The organism is Streptomyces sp. NBC_00083 (assembly GCF_026343295.1).
Lineage (GTDB): Bacteria > Actinomycetota > Actinomycetes > Streptomycetales > Streptomycetaceae > Streptomyces.
The window spans coordinates 1,624,104-1,639,151 of the sequence record NZ_JAPELY010000001.1 but is presented as its reverse complement, the minus strand read 5'-3'; the positions used below and the strand labels follow the sequence as shown (position 1 = coordinate 1,639,151).

Sequence of the window (15,048 nt, the reverse complement as noted above, 5' to 3'; positions counted from 1 at the left end):
CACGGTGTTCCGCTGGGTGCGGGTGTGCCCATGGACAAAGCGGGGGTACGTCTTGGACTAACGCTCCCCCGGCCCCGGCTCCCCGGGACTCCGCCCCGGACCCCGTTCGCGCCTGAAGGGCGCTCGTCCTCAAACGCCGGACGGGCTGAAGATGCCGAGACTGGGCACACCGCCCAGGCCGACCCCGATAGGGGCGCGGGGAACTGCGCGACCAGCCACGCACGGTCCGCACCCGAAGGCCGGGGTTACCCGGGGCTCCGCCCCAGACCCCCGTTCGCGCCCGAAAGGCGCTCGTCCTCAAACGCCGGACGGGCTGAAGATGCCGAGACCAGGCACCCTGCCAAGGGCGACCCCATCCAGGGGCGCGGGGAACTGCGCGGGAGGGGCTGGGGCTACAGGGGGTGCAAGGGGAGGCGCATCGTCACCTGCCAGCCGTCCTCCCCCGGCCCCGCCGCAAGCTCGCCCCCCATCGCAGCCACCCGCTCCGTCAGGCCGACGAGGCCGAAGCCGCCGCCCCGGGCCTGCTCCGTGAGGGGGACCGCGTGCGAGCCGTCGTCGGCGACGCGCACGTCGAGGCCCCGCTCCGTGACGCGCAGCGCGACCCGCACCACCGTCGCGTCCGCCGCGTGTTTGCGTACGTTGGTGAGGGCTTCGCGCACCACCCGGTGGGCGAGCGCCGCCGCCTCGCCCGGCAGGCGTGCCTCAAGGCCGTCCTCCACGTCGAGGACGGCCGGGGGTCCCGCGAGGGAGAAGCGGGCGGTGAGCTCGCGGATCTGGGGGATGCCCGCCACCGGCTCCGTCTTCGGGTCGTCCTCGCGCAGCACCCGTACCAGCCGCCGCATCGCGCCGAGCGCCTCGCCGCCCGCCTCCTCGATGCGGGCGAAGGACTCGGCGGCGCGTTCGCCCGAGGCGGCGGTGAAGCGGGCCGCCTGCGCCTGCACGACGATGCCGGTGACGTGGTGGGCGACCAAGTCGTGCAGTTCGTGGGCGAGTTCGAGGCGTTCCGCGGTGCGGACGGCCTGGAGGTCGCGGATCCGCTGGCCGGACTGGGCGCGCATGAGCAGCGAGTACGCGCTGACGACGACCGCGAGGACGGCGAAGAGCAGGGTGAACCGGCCGGGGTCGGCGTCGCGCACGGGTACGGCCACGCAGCCGAGGCCGAGGACGGGGCCGAGGAGCGCCGCGGTGCGGGCGGGGGCGTACAGGAGGACGGAGGAGAGCAGCACCAGGAGCGCGATCGCCTCGCCCATGCCCCAGACGATCTCGGGCCGGTCGAGGAGGAGCAGGGCGGTCGCGGTCCAGGTGAGGGCCGCCGCGGTCCAGGCCCGCGACACGAGCGGGATCCTCGGCCAGGGCACCGCGCACAGGCAGACCGCGATGCCGGCGCACCACACGATGGCGTGCGGCCGGGTGGGCTGGCGGGCCAGGGCCACGCCCTCGTAGGTGACGAGGGCGACGAGGACGGCGGCGAGCAGCGGGCGGGCGGTGGCCGCGGCGCGCGGGTGGCGCCGGAGCCAGCTGCGTACGGGGCTCATGGGCGGCTCACGCGGCGTTCGTGGCGAGTCCGCTCTCCCAGGCCCAGGCGGCGATCTCGACGCGGTTGCGGGCGCCGAGTTTGCCCTGGACGTTGGCGAGGTGGGTCTTGACGGTGGACAGCGAGACGTAGAGTTCGCCGGCGATCTCGGCGTTGGTGGCGCCGCGGGCCAGACAGCGCACCACGTCGCGTTCGCGGTCGGTGAGCGGCTCGACCGGGGTGCGCATGCCGTCGGCGGGGCGGGCCGACGCCAGCTCCTTCAGGAGGCGCACGGTGATCGCGGGTGAGACGAGGGAGTCGCCGGCGGCCGCGGCGCGTACCGCCTCGACGAGCATTTCGGGGCTTGCGTCCTTGAGGAGGAAGCCGGAGGCGCCGCCGTGCAGGGCGGAGTGGACGTATTCGTCGAGGTCGAAGGTGGTGCAGATGACGATGCGGGGCCGGTCGCGGCCGGCCAGGCGGCGGGTGACCTCCAGTCCGTCCAGGCCCGGCATGCGGATGTCGAGGAGCAGGACGTCGGGCTGGAGGCGTGCGACGGCTTCGAGGGCGGCGTTCCCGTCGACGACGTCGGCGACGACCTCGATGTCGTCCCTGCTCTCCAGGATCATGCGGAACCCGGTCCTGACCATTTCCTGGTCGTCCGCGATGACCACTCTGATCGACATGCCCCTATATGAGCAGGTTTGGCCGGGCGTCCGCAAATGCGCGGCGCCCGGCCGGGCGGGGGTGCGGGCCCCTGGGCGGGGCGGGCCGGCGGGTGGGGCGTGCGGCGCTACAGCGTCGCGGCGGCCTGGGCTATGGCGGAGGCGAAGGTCGAGACCTCGGAGTAGACGCCGGGGTAGCCGGGCTCGGCGCATCCGTTGCCCCAGCTGACGATGCCGACCTGGATCCAGGCGCCCGCGTCGTCCTTGCGGAACATCGGGCCGCCGGAGTCGCCCTGGCAGGTGTCGACGCCGCCCTGGGCGACGTAGCCGGCGCAGATCTCGTCGCTCGGGACTAGGTCACCGCCGTACGCCTGCTGGCACTGGGCGTCGGAGACGAAGGGGACGGTCGCCTTGTACAGGTAGCGCTGCTGGCCGCCGCCCTCGCTGCGGGCGCCCCAGCCGGCGATGGTGAAGGTGCCGCTGTTGTACGCGGTCGTGGTGGCGATCTTGAGGGTGGGCTGGTTGATGGGCTTGGCGAGCTTGATCAGCGCCCAGTCCTTGCCCTTGCCGTTATAGCCGGGGGCCTGGAGCACCTTGGTGGACTTGACCTTGGTCGCGCTCGGACTCTGCAGGTCGACGACGCCGCCGGTGGCGGTGATGGAGGTGTTGGTGCCGCTGCCGTCGACGCAGTGGGCGGCGGTGAGGACGATCTGCTGCGTGTAGAGCGCGCCGCCGCAGCCCATGGAGAGCCGGACCATGAAGGGGAACTCGCCCTGCGCGGCCCGGGTGCCGCCGACCACCGGCTGGGGCGAGGCGGAGGCCGCCGGCGCGGGTGAGGCGAAGGCGTCGGTGGCGGGGAGGGTGACCGCGGCGGCGAGGACGGCCGTGACGGCCAGGCATCTGCGCAGCGCTCGCATGATCTTCTTCAACTGACTGCCTCTCGTGGGGGGTTGGCTGTCGGTCCGCACGGACGGACGCCCTTCTGTCATGGGCGCGTCAATGCGTTGCGGGGATTATGAGGAGGCGTCCCCGACCCCCACAAGGACCGCTTTCCGGCCAGGCCGCGGACGGTCCGGCTCGGGCGCGGCGCGCTTACAGTGGAAGCCGGTCCGCGGTTCGGAACGGGGGTGACAGCGTGGGCGCGTCGAGCCCGGTCGTGCACGGCTATCCGCACCTCGCCACGGTGCGCGCGGCGATCACTGCGCTGCACAAGCGGCTGTCCTACGAGGGGCTCCGGGCGTACGCGACCAGCGTGCTCCCCGTCGACGTGGCCTTCGCCGACCACGACGACCTGCACCTGGGGGCGCAGCGGGTGGCCGGGGCGCTGGTGCGGCACCTGCGTCTTCCCGAGGCCCGGATGATCGTGGGCTACCGCGAGATGCAGCATGCGGCGAGCGTCGAACTGGCCGCGGGGCCGGAGTACTTCATCGAGCTGAACGACCGTTTCCGTACGCACCGCAGGGACATCGGGGCGGCGCTCGCGCACGAGATCACGCATGTGCTGCTGCACCGCCTGGACCTGACGTTCCCCGGTACGCGGGACAACGAGATCCTCACCGACACCGTGACGACGTACCTGGGCGCGGGGTGGCTGCTGCTCGACGCGTTCCGCGAGGACGGGGTGTCCAGCCAGAAGCTGGGCTATCTGACGCCGGAGGAGTTCGGATACGTCCTGGCCAAGCGGGCCGAGCTGTTCGGCGAGGACCCGTCGCCCTGGTTCACCAGCCCGCAGGCGTACCCCGCGTACACGGCGGGCGCGGCCCTCGCGCGGCGGGACGCGCGGCAGCCTCCGCTGGCGGCGGCGGGGTGGGCGGGGCGGCGCCGCTACGAGAAGGACCGCCGGCACACCCGGGCCGCGCCCGGCGCCCCGTACGCCTTCGAGCCCGGCCCCTCCGGCCTGCGGGTCTCCTTCCCCTGCCCGACGTGCTGCCAGCGGATCCGGGTGGGGGTGCGGGGGGTTGTGCGGGTGCGGTGCGGGGTGTGCGGCACGCTCCTCCCCTGCGACACGTAGCCCCGCCGCGCAGTCGCCCGCGCCCCTGACCTTCACCTGCGGCCCCTGCGCCCCCCAACCCCGCCTTCGCCTGCGGACCGTGCCCGCTTCTCGCGCAGTTCCCCGCGCCCCTAGGTGGGTCGGCCTTGGCGGCATGCCCAGCCCCAGCATCCTCAGCCCGTCCGGCGATTGAGGACGAGCGGCCTTTCGGGCGCGAACGGGGGTCCGGGGCAGAGCCCCGGCAACCCCGCCTTCGGGTGCGGACCGTGCGTGGCTGGTCGCGCAGTCCCCCGCGCCCCCAGGTGGGGTCGGGCCTGGGCGGTGTGCCCAGCATCGGCATCCCCAGCCCGTCCGGCGTTTGAGGACGAGCGCCCTTCAGGCGCGAACGGGGTCTGGGGCGGAGCCCCAGGACACCCCCGCTTTCGTCTGCGGACCGTGTCCGCGTCTCGCGCAGTTCCCCGCGCCCCTGGCGGGGTCGGGCCTGGGCGGTGTGCCCGGCATCGGCATCCTCAGCCCGTCCGGCGGTTGAGGACGAGCGGCCTTCAGGCGCGAGCGGGGTCCGGGGCGGAGCCCCGGGGAGCTGGAGCCCGGCGACGCCGCCGTCCAGGAGGGTGGCTGGAAAGCGATGGGTAAGTGCATCGCGTACGTCGCCCCGCGTTCACCGGCCCGCCACCCACCCCCTCCGTAATGGAGTTGTCTGTACAACAGTTGTCCGTACAACTTGGAGCCCCCGTGATCGCCCCACGCATCCGCACCGCCACCCTCGCCGTCACCCTGGCCGCCTCCGCGTTCGCCCTCGCCGCCTGCGGCGCCAAGTCCGACGCCTCGACCAGCGCGGCCGACGGCGGCAAGGGCGGCAAGAGCCCCGCGACCGCCACCTCCGCGAAGGACGCCGGCGGCATGGACGCGCTGATCGCCGCCGCCAAGAAGGAGGGCACGCTCAACGCGATAGCCATCCCCCGCGATTGGGCCAACTACGGCGCGCTCATCGACGGCTTCACGAAGAAGTACGGCATCAAGGTCGCCGTCGAGAACCCCGACGGCTCCAGCGCCGACGAGATCAACGCCGTCAAGACCCGCAAGGGCCAGGGCCGCGCCCCCGACGTCCTCGACCTGGGCTCGTCGTTCGCCCAGTCCGCGGGCGACCAGGGCCTGACCGCCCCGTACAAGGTCGAGGGCTTCGACAAGATCCCCGCGGCCCAGAAGGACGCACAGGGGCGCTGGTTCAACGACTACGGCGGCTACGTCTCCATCGGCTGCGACGCCAAGCGCGTCAAGGTGTGCCCGACGACCTTCGCCGATCTCCTCAAGCCCGAGTACAAGGGCCAGGTCGCGCTCAACGGCAACCCCACCAAGTCCGGTTCGGCCTTCGCCGGGGTGTACGCGGCGTCGCTGGCCAACGGCGGTTCGCTGGACGACATCCAGCCCGGCCTCGACTTCTTCGCCAAGCTGAAGAAGGCCGGGAACTACAACCCGGTGGAGTCGACCCCGGCCACGGTCGAGAAGGGCGAGACCCCGATCTCCATCGACTGGGACTATCTGAACGCGGGCTACGCCGACCAGTTCAAGGGCAAGGGCCTCGACTGGAAGACCGCGGTCCCCACCGACGGCGTCTACGCCCAGTACTACTCCCAGGCCGTCAACAAGGACGCCCCGCACCCGGCGGCGGCCCGCCTGTGGCAGGAGTACCTGTACTCCGCCGAGGGCCAGAACCTGTGGCTGAAGGGGTACGCCCGCCCGGCGCTCATGCCCGCCATGGACAAGGACGGCACGCTCGACAAGACCGCGGCCGGCAAGCTCCCGCAGGTCTCCGGCACCCCCACCTTCCCCACCGAGGCGCAGAACACCAAGGCCAAGACCGTCCTGGCCAACGGCTGGGCCAAGGCGATCTCGGGCTGATCACACCGTCATGACTGTCGCCACCACCTCGACCACCGCCGCCGCAGCGGCAGTCGAGCGGCCGAACGGACGCCGGGGCCGCAAGCGCCCCGGCGCCTGGCTCGCCGCCGTCCCGCTGCTCGTCTTCGTCGCGCTCGCCTTCGGCCTGCCGGCCCTCGCCATGCTGAACGGCGCGCTGTCCGTGAACGGCTCGTACGGGTTCGGCAACATGAGCCAGTCCGTGCACGGCGCGTACTGGACCGCGCTGCTCGGCAGCGTCAAGCTGTCCGCCACCACCGCCGCCATCGCGGCCCTGCTGGGGCTGCTGCTCGCGCAGGCCGTCGTCACCTCGCGCGGCACGGCGCTGCGCGAGGCCGTGCTCACCGCGTCGGGCGTGCTCGCCAACTTCGGCGGCGTGCCGCTCGCGTTCGCCTTCGTCGCCACCCTGGGCAACGCGGGTGTCCTCACCACCAAGCTGGGCCTCGCCGACCACGGCTGGAGCCTCTACAGCTTCTGGGGCCTGGCCCTGACCTATCTGTACTTCCTCGTCCCGCTGATGGTGCTCACCGTGGCGCCGGCCCTGGACGGGCTGCGCCCCCAGTGGCGCGAGGCGGCCCGGAACAGCGGGGCGAGCGCCTGGCAGTACTGGCGCCACGTCGGCATCCCGGTGCTGCTGCCCACCCTGCTCGGCGGCTTCGTGCTGCTGTTCGGCAGCGCGTTCGCCGCGTACGCCACGGCCGCCTCGATGGTGGGAAGTTCGGTGCCGCTGGTCACCATGCAGATCGCGGACGCGCTCTCCGGCAACGTCCTGGTCGGCCAGGAGAACGTGGCGCTGGCGCTCAGCCTCGACATGGTGATCGTCGCCCTCCTGGTCATGGCCGTCCATCTGCCGCTGCAGCGAAGGAGCGCCCGATGGCTCGCCTGACACATCCGCCGCGCCCCTGGCGCGGCGCGGTCCTGCTCGTCGCCGGGACCTACTTCGCGGTGCCGCTGCTCGCCTCCCTCGTGTTCACGGTGGACGTGCCGGGGCAGGGCTTCACCCTGGACTCGTACACGCGGATCTTCGGCGCCGACGGGTTCACCGCGGCCCTGCTCCGGTCGATGGGCCTGGCCCTGGCCACGGTGGCGCTCGCGCTGCTCCTGACGGTGCCGGCCGCGCTCGCGGTGCGGCTGTCCGGCTCGGGGCGGCTGCGCGCGGTGCTCGAAGTGGTGTGCACCCTGCCGCTCGTGGTGCCGCCGGTGGCGCTGGTCGCGGGCCTCGGCACGGTCCTCAAGTGGGGCCCGGACCATCTGGCGACGACGCCGCTGTACCAGACGTTCGTCGCGCTCCAGAACCCGTCGTTCCCGCTGGTCCTGGTCTTCGCGTACGTCGTGATGGCGCTGCCGTTCGTGTACCGCTCCCTCGACGCGGGCCTGCGGGCCGTCGATGTCCGCACCCTCGTGGAGGCGGCCCGCGATCTGGGCGCGTCCTGGCCGCGGGCGCTGTTCGCGGTCGTGCTGCCCAATCTGCGGACCGCGCTGCTCAACGCCTCGTTCCTGGCGCTCGCCCTGGTGCTCGGCGAGTTCACGGTGGCCTCCCTGCTCGGGTTCCAGCCGTTCGCGGTGTGGATCGTGCAGGCCTCCGGCGCCGACGCCCAGCTGTCGGTGGCGGTGTCCCTGCTCAGCCTGCTGCTCACGTGGGGCCTGCTGCTCGTCGTGACCGGCCTCGCCCGCACCCGCGGTACCGTCACGTCCCGTACGAAGGAAGCCTCCTGATGACCATCGCACCGCCGCGCACCGGCACCGCCCTCACCATCCGGGGCCTGCGCCGCACCTTCGGGTCCGCCGTGGCCCTCGACGGGCTCGACCTCGATGCCGCGCCGGGCGAACTCCTGGCGCTGCTCGGCCCGTCGGGCTGCGGCAAGACCACCGCCCTGCGGGTCCTCGCGGGCTTCGAGCGGCCCGACGCGGGTGAGGTGCTGCTCGACGGCGAGGACATCGTGCCGGTGCCGGCCAACCGGCGCGACACCGGGATGGTGTTCCAGTCGTACAGCCTCTTCCCGCATCTGAACGCGGCGGACAACGTGGCGTTCGGCATGCGGATGCGCAAGGTGCCCGCCGCCCGACGCCGGGCGCGCGCGGCGGAGTTGCTGGACCTGGTCGGGCTGCCCGAGCACGGCGACCGGTTCCCGCACCAGCTCTCCGGCGGGCAGCAGCAGCGGGTGGCGCTGGCCCGCGCGCTCGCCCTGGAGCCGAGGCTGCTCCTCCTGGACGAGCCGCTGTCCGCCCTCGACGCGAAGGTCCGGGTGCAGCTGCGCGAGGAGATCCGCCGGCTCCAGCTGGAGCTGGGCATCACCACCGTGTTCGTCACCCACGACCAGGAGGAGGCCCTGTCCATGGCCGACAAGGTCGCGGTGATGCGCGGCGGGCGGCTCGAACAGTGCGCTGCCCCGGCCGAGTTGTACGACCGTCCGGCGACCGCGTTCGTGGCGTCGTTCGTGGGGACGATGAACCGGGTGCCCGGCACGGTCACCTCCGACGGGCTCGCCGAGGTGCTCGGTGTGCGCCTGCCGGTGGACGGGCCCGCGCGGGGCTCGGTGTTCCTGCTGCGCCCGGAGGCCCTTGAGGTCACGCAGGGCGGCCCCGACACGGTGACGGCCTCGTCCTTCCACGGCGCGAGCACCCGCCTGAGCGTGCGGCTCGCGGACGGCACGGAGGTCAAGGCCGACCTGCCCTCGCACGCCGCCGGCTCGTTCGGCGCGGGCGCGGGCGTCACCGTACGCCCGCAGCGGCGTCCCGTGCTCGCGGCCGGTGAGGCGGCATGAGCGGGCTGCGCGCGGTCCTGTTCGACATGGACGGCACCCTCGTCGACACCGAGGAGGCCTGGGTGGAGGTGGTGGAGCAGGTCGCGGCCCGCCGCGGGCACACGCTGGCGGGCGAGGAGCGCCGCTCGGTGTACGGGCGCTCGGTGGAGGACACCGCCGGGCTGCTGTACGGCCCGCTCGGCGTTGGCCGTGAGGAGCTGGCGGCGGAGCTGGGCGCCGGCTTCACGGCCCGGGTCGCGCAGGGCGCCGAGCCGCGGCCGGGCGCGCTGCGACTGCTGCGCGCGCTGCGGGAGTCGGGGGTGCTGACCGCGCTGGTGTCGGCGTCGCCGCGCGCGATCGTGCGCCGGGTGGCGACCTCGCTCGACGGCCACCGGTTCGACGCGGTGTACGGGGCCGAGGACACCGCCCGCACCAAGCCGGCCCCGGACCCGTATCTGGCGGCGGCCGCGGCGCTCGGCGCGGACCCGGCGCGCTGCGTGGCGGTCGAGGACACCGCGACGGGCGTGGCGTCGGCGGAGGCGGCGGGCTGTGTGGTGCTGGCGGTGCCGTCGGTGGAGCCCATCGCGCCGGCCGAGGGCCGCACGGTGGTGGCTAGTCTGGAGGAGGCGGACGTCTCCTTGCTCCGCTCGCTGATCGGCAGGTGAGGGGGCCGGGGTGTCCAGCAAGTCGCCGCTCTACCGGAAAGTGGCCGGGGATCTGCGGACCGCCATAGCGGCGGGCGAGTACGGTTCGGGCGCACGGCTGCCCGCCGAGGAGGAACTCGCCCGCCGCTACGGCGTGTCCCGGGGCACGGTCCGCCAGGCCCTCGCCTCGCTGCGCGCGGACGGCCTGGTGACGTCGCGGCGCGGCGCGCGGCGGGTGGTGCTCGGCGGCGCGGCCCGGCTGCAGAGCTTCTCGGAGCTGCGCTCCTTCGCCCGCTGGGCCCGCTCGCTCGGCGAGGAGCCGGGTGGCCGCACGGTGGCGGTGGAGCCGGCCGAGGCGACACCGGAGGAGGCCCATCATCTCCAACTCGCCGAGGGCACACCGGTGTTCCGGGTCCGTCGGGTGCGGACCCTGTCGGGCGCGCCGGTGATGGTGGAGCGCTCGACCTACCCGGTGCGGGTCGGGCGGCTGGTGGCCGCCATGGCGGTCGACGAGGTGTCGCACTCGCGCCAACTGGAGCTGCACGGCGTGCTGTTCACCGACGCCCAGCACACCATCGACGTGGGCCACGCGGACGCGGACGACGCGGAGCTGCTCGGCTGCCGGCGGGGCGACGCGCTGCTGCGCGAACGCCGCCGCTCCACCGACCCGGCGGGCACCCCGGTGGAGTGGTCCGAGGACCGCTATCTGCCGGGCACGGTGGCGTTCACGGTGCACAACTCGACGGCGGGCGGGGCGCTGGGACGGCAGTTCGGGCAGGAGTGAGCCCCGCGCCGTACGGGCCACGCGAGCGGGCCCGCACCACCCCGGAGGGTGAGGCGGGCCCGGCGTCGGAGCGTCTTGGCCAACTGGGCCTCTAGCAGCCGAAGTCGACCAGTTTGAACGTCGCGTAGTGGTCGGCGGTGTAGTAGTCCTCCTGGGACTTCTCACCCGTGATGATCCGGCGGGTGCCGCGCGTCGGCGCACCCGGGGTGATCACCGTGTACTCGTGGTAGTAGGAGCTGCTCTGCTGCGGCAGCACACCTTCGCGGTTCTGGAAGACGACGCCGTCCTGGGAGTACGGGAACGGGCCGCCCTTGGCGATGAGGTCGAGGGTGTCGTGGGCCTGGGAGGGCAGGGCCGAGTAGCAGACGCTGCCCACCGAGGCGGGAGAGGCCGGGGCCGTGGCGACGGACGCGGTCGTGGGGGCGGCCGAGGCGCTCACGGCGGCGGGGCCGGCGAAGAGGGCGGCGGTGACGGCGAACGCGCCGGCGAGGACGGTCAAGCGTGGGGGGATGGTCATGTCGGCCATGATGACGCGCGTAGAGCGGGGCCGGTCAACGGCAACTCCGCTATCTTTTCCGCCTGTTCACCGAACCCGCCGGGCTCGTAACGAAGCCGCCACCGGGGGTTGAGCGTCCGTCAACCCGGGGCCGCCAGGCGGCTACCGCGACCCGTACACCACCCCCGGGGCCTCGGCCTCCGCGAGGAGCTTCAGGGTCGCCTCGCCCGCCTCGCGCGGGGTCCAGCGGGCGCCCTTGTCGCGGGTCGGGCCGGGCCGCCAGCCCTCCATGACGGTGATGCGGCCCGCCTCCGCCTCGAAGACCCGACCGGTGACGCCCTCGCTCGCGGCCGACCCCAGCCACACCACCAGCGGCGAGACGTTCTCCGGCGCCATCGCGTCGAAGGCGCCCGCCTCCTTGGGCGCGGCCATCGCCTCCGCGAAGGTCCCCTCGGTCATCCGGGTGCGGGCGGCCGGCGCGATCGCGTTGACCTGGACGCCGTAGCGGCCCAGCTCGGCCGCCGCCACCAGGGTGAGCCCCACGATCCCGGCCTTCGCGGCGCTGTAGTTGCCCTGCCCCACCGAGCCCAACAGGCCCGCGCCAGAGCTGGTGTTGACGACCCGCGCGGCGATCTCGCGGCCCGCCTTCGCCTCGGCGCGCCAGTGCCCGGCGGCGTGCCGCAGGGGCAGGAAGTGGCCCTTGAGGTGGACCCGCATCACGGCGTCCCAGTCGTCCTCGTCCAGGTTGACCAGCGTCCGGTCGCGCAGGAACCCCGCGTTGTTGACCAGGGTGTGCAGCGCGCCGAAGGCGTCGAGGGCGGTGGCCACGAGGGAGGCGGCGCCCTGTGTCGTGGCGATGTCGCCGCCGTGCGCCACGGCCTCGCCGCCGGCCGCGCGGATCTCCTCCACCACCTGCTGCGCGGGCCCGCCCGAGGCGCCCGCGCCGTCCGGCCCCACGCCCAGGTCGTTGACGACGACGCGGGCACCCTGTTCGGCGAAGGCCAGCGCGTGGGCGCGGCCGAGCCCCCGCCCCGCGCCGGTCACGATCACGACCCGCCCGTCGCACAATCCGCTCATCTTCCGTCTCCTTCAGGGTTGTTGAGCACGTCGATCGACTGTTGCCGCGTCCAGGAACGCCGGGTGTTCCCCGCCGCCGTGGACGAGGAGGGACGCGCCGCTGATGTAGGACGCGGCGGCGGAGGCGAGGAAGACGGCGGCCTCCCCGATCTCCCCGGGTTCGGCGAGCCGGCCGAGCGGCACGGTCGCGCCCACCCGCGCGACGCCTTCCGCGTCGCCGTAGTGCAGGTCGCTCCGTTCGGTGCGGACCATGCCGAGGACCAGGGTGTTGACGCGTACCTCGGGCGCCCACTCGACCGCCATCGAGCGGGCGAGGCCCTCGAGGCCCGCCTTGGCCGCGCCGTACGCGGCCGTCCCCGGCGAGGGCCGCGTCCCGCTCACACTGCCGATCATCACGACCGATCCGCGGGCGGCCCGCAGATACGGCCGGGCCGCCAGGGAAGCCGTCATCGGTGCGAGCAGATTCAGCTCGACGACCCGCGCGTGACGCTCCGCGTCGCCCTCGTCGAGCAGCCGGTAGGGGGTGCCGCCGGCGTTGTTGACCAGCGTGTCCAGGCGCCCGTGGTCGGCGGCGACCTCCGCGAAGAACGCCCGTACGGCGTCGGGCTCCCGCAGGTCGAGCGGGCGGAACTCGGCGGTGCGGCCCGCGCGCCGGACCGGCCGGTCGGGGGGTCTGCGGGCGCACACGACGACATGGGCGCCCGCCCCGAGGAACGCCTTCGCTATTCCCGCGCCCACGCCCCGGGTGCCACCGGTGACGACGACTGCCTTCCCGGTCAGCTCCATCCGCGCTACCTTCCTCACCTAACAAATGTTTGGTGGAAAGGTAGCTGATCCGCCCATGGGTGTCTCCACCTCAAGCCCCGACAAGGGCATCCGCCTCGTCACGGTCGACTTCCCGCCCGTCAACGCCCTTCCCGTACGGGGCTGGTACGAGCTCGCCGACGCGGTCCGCGCCGCCGGCCGCGACCCCGAGAACCGCTGCGTGGTCCTCGCCGCCGAGGGCCGCGGTTTCAACGCGGGCGTCGACATCAAGGAAATGCAGCGCGACCCGGGCCACGCGGCCCTCATCGGTGCGAACCGGGGCTGCTACGAGGCGTTCGCCGCGGTGTACGAGTGCGAGGTGCCGGTCGTCGCGGCGGTCGGCGGGTTCTGCCTGGGCGGCGGCATCGGCCTGGCCGGCAACGCGGACGCGATCGTGGCGAGCGAGGACGCCGTCTTCGGCCTGCCCGAACTCGACCGCGGCGCGCTGGGCGCCGCCACCCACCTCGCCCGCCTCGTGCCCCAGCACCTGATGCGCGCCCTCTACTACACCTCGCGCACCGCGACCGCCGCCGAGCTGCACGCCCACGGCTCGGTGTGGAAGGTCGTCCCGCGCACCCACCTGATGGGCGAGGCCATGGAGTTGGCGCGCGAGATCGCCCGCAAGGACGGCACGCTCATCCGGCTCGCCAAGGCCGCCATCAACGGCATCGACCCCGTCGACGTCCGCCGCAGCTACCGCTTCGAGCAGGGCTTCACCTTCGAGGCGGGCCTCAGCGGCGTCGCGGACCGCGTGCGCGACACGTTCGGGGCGCCGGGGACCGACCCGGCGACGACCGGCGGGACACCCATCGAGGAGGGACAGCGGTGACCGACAAGACCATGACGCCCGAGGACGTCGTCGCCCGCCTGAGCAGCGGCATGACCCTCGGCATCGGCGGCTGGGGCTCGCGCCGCAAGCCCATGGCCCTGGTGCGCGCCCTGCTGCGCTCCCCCGTCACCGACCTCACGGTGATCTCGTACGGCGGCCCCGACGTCGGCCTGCTCGCCGCCGCCGGCCGGATCCGCAAGCTGGTCGCGCCCTTCGTCACGCTCGACTCGATCCCCCTGGAGCCGCACTTCCGCGCGGCCCGCCAGGCGGCCGCGTTCGAGCTGATGGAGGTCGACGAGGCAATGTTCATGTGGGGCCTGCACGCCGCCGCCAACCGGCTGCCGTTCCTGCCGGTCCGCGCCGGCCTCGGCTCGGACGTGATGCGCGTCAACCCGGCGCTGCGCACGGTCACATCACCGTACGGGGACGGCGAGACGCTCGTCGCGATGCCGGCCCTGCGGATGGACGCGGCGCTCGTCCACCTCAACCGCGCCGACCGGCTCGGCAACGGCCAGTACCTCGGCCCCGACCCGTACTTCGACGACCTGTTCTGCGAGGCCGCCGACAGCGCGTACCTCTCGTGCGAGCGGATCGTGGACGGCTTCACGGACGCCGTGCCGCAGTCCCTGCTGGTCGGCCGGCACGTGGTCACCGGCGTCGTGGAGTGCCCCGGCGGCGCCCACTTCACCTCCTGCGCCCCCGACTACGCCCGGGACGAGCCGTTCCAGAAGCTGTACGCGACCACGCCCTGGGCCGAGTTCGCCGGGCGCTTCCTGGCCGGGCCCGACGAGAAGTCCTACCAGTCGGCGGTCCAGAGCCTGCACGACGAGGAGCGCGCGTGACCACGAACGCCGTGCGCGTGACGCGCGCCGAGTACTGCGTGATCGCCTGCGCCGAGGCCTGGCGCGACAACGGCGAGGTCCTCGCGAGCCCGATGGGGCTGATCCCGTCGATCGGCGCCCGCCTCGCCCGGCGCACCTTCGCGCCCGACCTGCTGCTCACCGACGGCGAGGCGATGCTCGTGGGGCCCGACGGCCGACCCGAGGGGTGGCTGCCCTACCGCCGCCATCTGACGATGGTCACCGGCGGCCGACGGCACGTCATGATGGGCGCGAGCCAGATCGACCGGTTCGGCAACCAGAACATCTCCTGCATCGGCGACTGGTCCCGGCCGGACCGCCAGCTCCTCGGGGTGCGCGGCGCACCCGTCAACACCCTGAACAATCCGGTGAGTTACTGGGTGCCGAAACACTCGACCCGGGTCTTCGTGCCGAAGGTCGACATGATCTGCGGCGTCGGCTACGACAGCGCGGCGGCCGCGGGCCCCTCCGCGACGCGCTTCCACCGCATCCCGCGCGTGGTGAGCGACCTCGGCGTCTTCGACTTCGCGACGCCGGACCACTCGATGCGGCTGGTGTCGCTGCACCCCGGGGCCACGGTCGGGGAGGTGCGCGAGGCGACGGCGTTCGAGCCGGCCGGGCTCGACGAGGCTGCGTACACCCGCGAGCCGAGCGCCGACGAACTGCGCCTGATCCGCGAGGTCCTCGACCCGGACGGGCTGCGCGAGCGCGAGGTGAGGTCATGACGG

16 protein-coding genes are annotated in these 15,048 nt (G+C 73.6%); 10 read left to right on the top strand and 6 right to left on the bottom strand.

Translation table 11 applies throughout. The annotated features are described in order from the left end of the window. Positions 1-392: 392 nt before the first annotated feature. From OOJ98_RS07140 to OOJ98_RS07130, 3 genes are all read right to left on the bottom strand, one after another. On the bottom strand, positions 393-1,535 hold the full coding sequence (locus OOJ98_RS07140; protein ID WP_267053770.1) for a sensor histidine kinase: 1,143 nt from the start codon (positions 1,533-1,535) through the stop codon (positions 393-395). Between the two features lie 7 nt (positions 1,536-1,542). Further along, on the bottom strand, positions 1,543-2,196 hold the full coding sequence (locus OOJ98_RS07135; protein WP_267053769.1) for a response regulator transcription factor: 654 nt from the start codon (positions 2,194-2,196) through the stop codon (positions 1,543-1,545). Positions 2,197-2,303: 107 nt separating this feature from the next. Then, on the bottom strand, positions 2,304-3,104 hold the full coding sequence (locus OOJ98_RS07130) for a trypsin-like serine protease (RefSeq protein WP_267053768.1): 801 nt from the start codon (positions 3,102-3,104) through the stop codon (positions 2,304-2,306). A 206-nt stretch (positions 3,105-3,310) separates the two neighbouring features. Here OOJ98_RS07130 and OOJ98_RS07125 point away from each other — a divergent pair, with 206 nt between their 5' ends. The 7 genes from OOJ98_RS07125 to OOJ98_RS07095 all read left to right on the top strand — a co-directional run bounded on the left by OOJ98_RS07125 (position 3,311) and on the right by OOJ98_RS07095 (position 10,254). Beyond that, the gene (locus OOJ98_RS07125) at positions 3,311-4,186 is read left to right on the top strand and encodes a hypothetical protein (RefSeq protein ID WP_267053767.1); all 876 of its coding nucleotides are present in this window, start codon (positions 3,311-3,313) and stop codon (positions 4,184-4,186) included. A 711-nt stretch (positions 4,187-4,897) separates the two neighbouring features. Beyond that, complete coding sequence (locus OOJ98_RS07120; protein ID WP_267053766.1) at positions 4,898-6,064, top strand: ABC transporter substrate-binding protein; 1,167 nt, start codon at positions 4,898-4,900, stop codon at positions 6,062-6,064. Between the two features lie 10 nt (positions 6,065-6,074). Continuing rightward, on the top strand, positions 6,075-6,968 hold the full coding sequence (locus OOJ98_RS07115) for an ABC transporter permease subunit (protein WP_267053765.1): 894 nt from the start codon (positions 6,075-6,077) through the stop codon (positions 6,966-6,968). After that, positions 6,956-7,798: an ABC transporter permease gene (locus OOJ98_RS07110; RefSeq protein ID WP_267053764.1), complete on the top strand. Its 843-nt coding sequence runs from the start codon at positions 6,956-6,958 to the stop codon at positions 7,796-7,798. Before OOJ98_RS07115 ends, OOJ98_RS07110 begins: the two co-directional genes overlap by 13 nt. Further along, the gene (locus OOJ98_RS07105) at positions 7,798-8,847 is read left to right on the top strand and encodes an ABC transporter ATP-binding protein (RefSeq protein ID WP_267053763.1); all 1,050 of its coding nucleotides are present in this window, start codon (positions 7,798-7,800) and stop codon (positions 8,845-8,847) included. The genes OOJ98_RS07110 and OOJ98_RS07105 overlap by 1 nt, the downstream gene beginning before the upstream one ends. Continuing rightward, entirely contained in the window at positions 8,844-9,491 is a 648-nt protein-coding gene (locus OOJ98_RS07100) for an HAD family phosphatase (RefSeq protein WP_267053762.1), read from the top strand. The genes OOJ98_RS07105 and OOJ98_RS07100 overlap by 4 nt, the downstream gene beginning before the upstream one ends. Before the next feature lie 10 nt (positions 9,492-9,501). Then, positions 9,502-10,254, top strand: coding sequence for a GntR family transcriptional regulator (locus tag OOJ98_RS07095; RefSeq protein WP_267053761.1), 753 nt, complete (start codon positions 9,502-9,504; stop codon positions 10,252-10,254). A 91-nt stretch (positions 10,255-10,345) separates the two neighbouring features. Here OOJ98_RS07095 and OOJ98_RS07090 read toward each other — a convergent pair whose 3' ends face one another. The 3 genes from OOJ98_RS07090 to OOJ98_RS07080 form a co-directional block, all read right to left on the bottom strand. Next, on the bottom strand, positions 10,346-10,771 hold the full coding sequence (locus OOJ98_RS07090; protein ID WP_267053760.1) for a ribonuclease: 426 nt from the start codon (positions 10,769-10,771) through the stop codon (positions 10,346-10,348). Positions 10,772-10,912: 141 nt separating this feature from the next. Next, a complete protein-coding gene (locus OOJ98_RS07085) occupies positions 10,913-11,827 on the bottom strand; it encodes an SDR family oxidoreductase (protein ID WP_267053759.1) in 915 nt (304 codons plus the stop codon). A gap of 12 nt (positions 11,828-11,839) precedes the next feature. Then, on the bottom strand, positions 11,840-12,613 hold the full coding sequence (locus OOJ98_RS07080; RefSeq protein WP_267053758.1) for an SDR family oxidoreductase: 774 nt from the start codon (positions 12,611-12,613) through the stop codon (positions 11,840-11,842). Positions 12,614-12,668: 55 nt separating this feature from the next. Between OOJ98_RS07080 and OOJ98_RS07075 the strand changes: the two genes are divergently transcribed. From OOJ98_RS07075 to OOJ98_RS07065, 3 genes are read left to right on the top strand one after another with little or no spacing between them, the layout of a single operon-like run. Then, the gene (locus OOJ98_RS07075) at positions 12,669-13,460 is read left to right on the top strand and encodes an enoyl-CoA hydratase family protein (protein WP_267053757.1); all 792 of its coding nucleotides are present in this window, start codon (positions 12,669-12,671) and stop codon (positions 13,458-13,460) included. Next, positions 13,457-14,302, top strand: a complete 846-nt coding sequence (locus OOJ98_RS07070) for a CoA transferase subunit A (RefSeq protein ID WP_267053756.1) — start codon at positions 13,457-13,459, stop codon at positions 14,300-14,302. The genes OOJ98_RS07075 and OOJ98_RS07070 overlap by 4 nt, the downstream gene beginning before the upstream one ends. Continuing rightward, on the top strand, positions 14,299-15,045 hold the full coding sequence (locus OOJ98_RS07065) for a CoA-transferase subunit beta (RefSeq protein ID WP_267053755.1): 747 nt from the start codon (positions 14,299-14,301) through the stop codon (positions 15,043-15,045). Before OOJ98_RS07070 ends, OOJ98_RS07065 begins: the two co-directional genes overlap by 4 nt. The last annotated feature ends 3 nt before the right edge of the window (positions 15,046-15,048 follow it).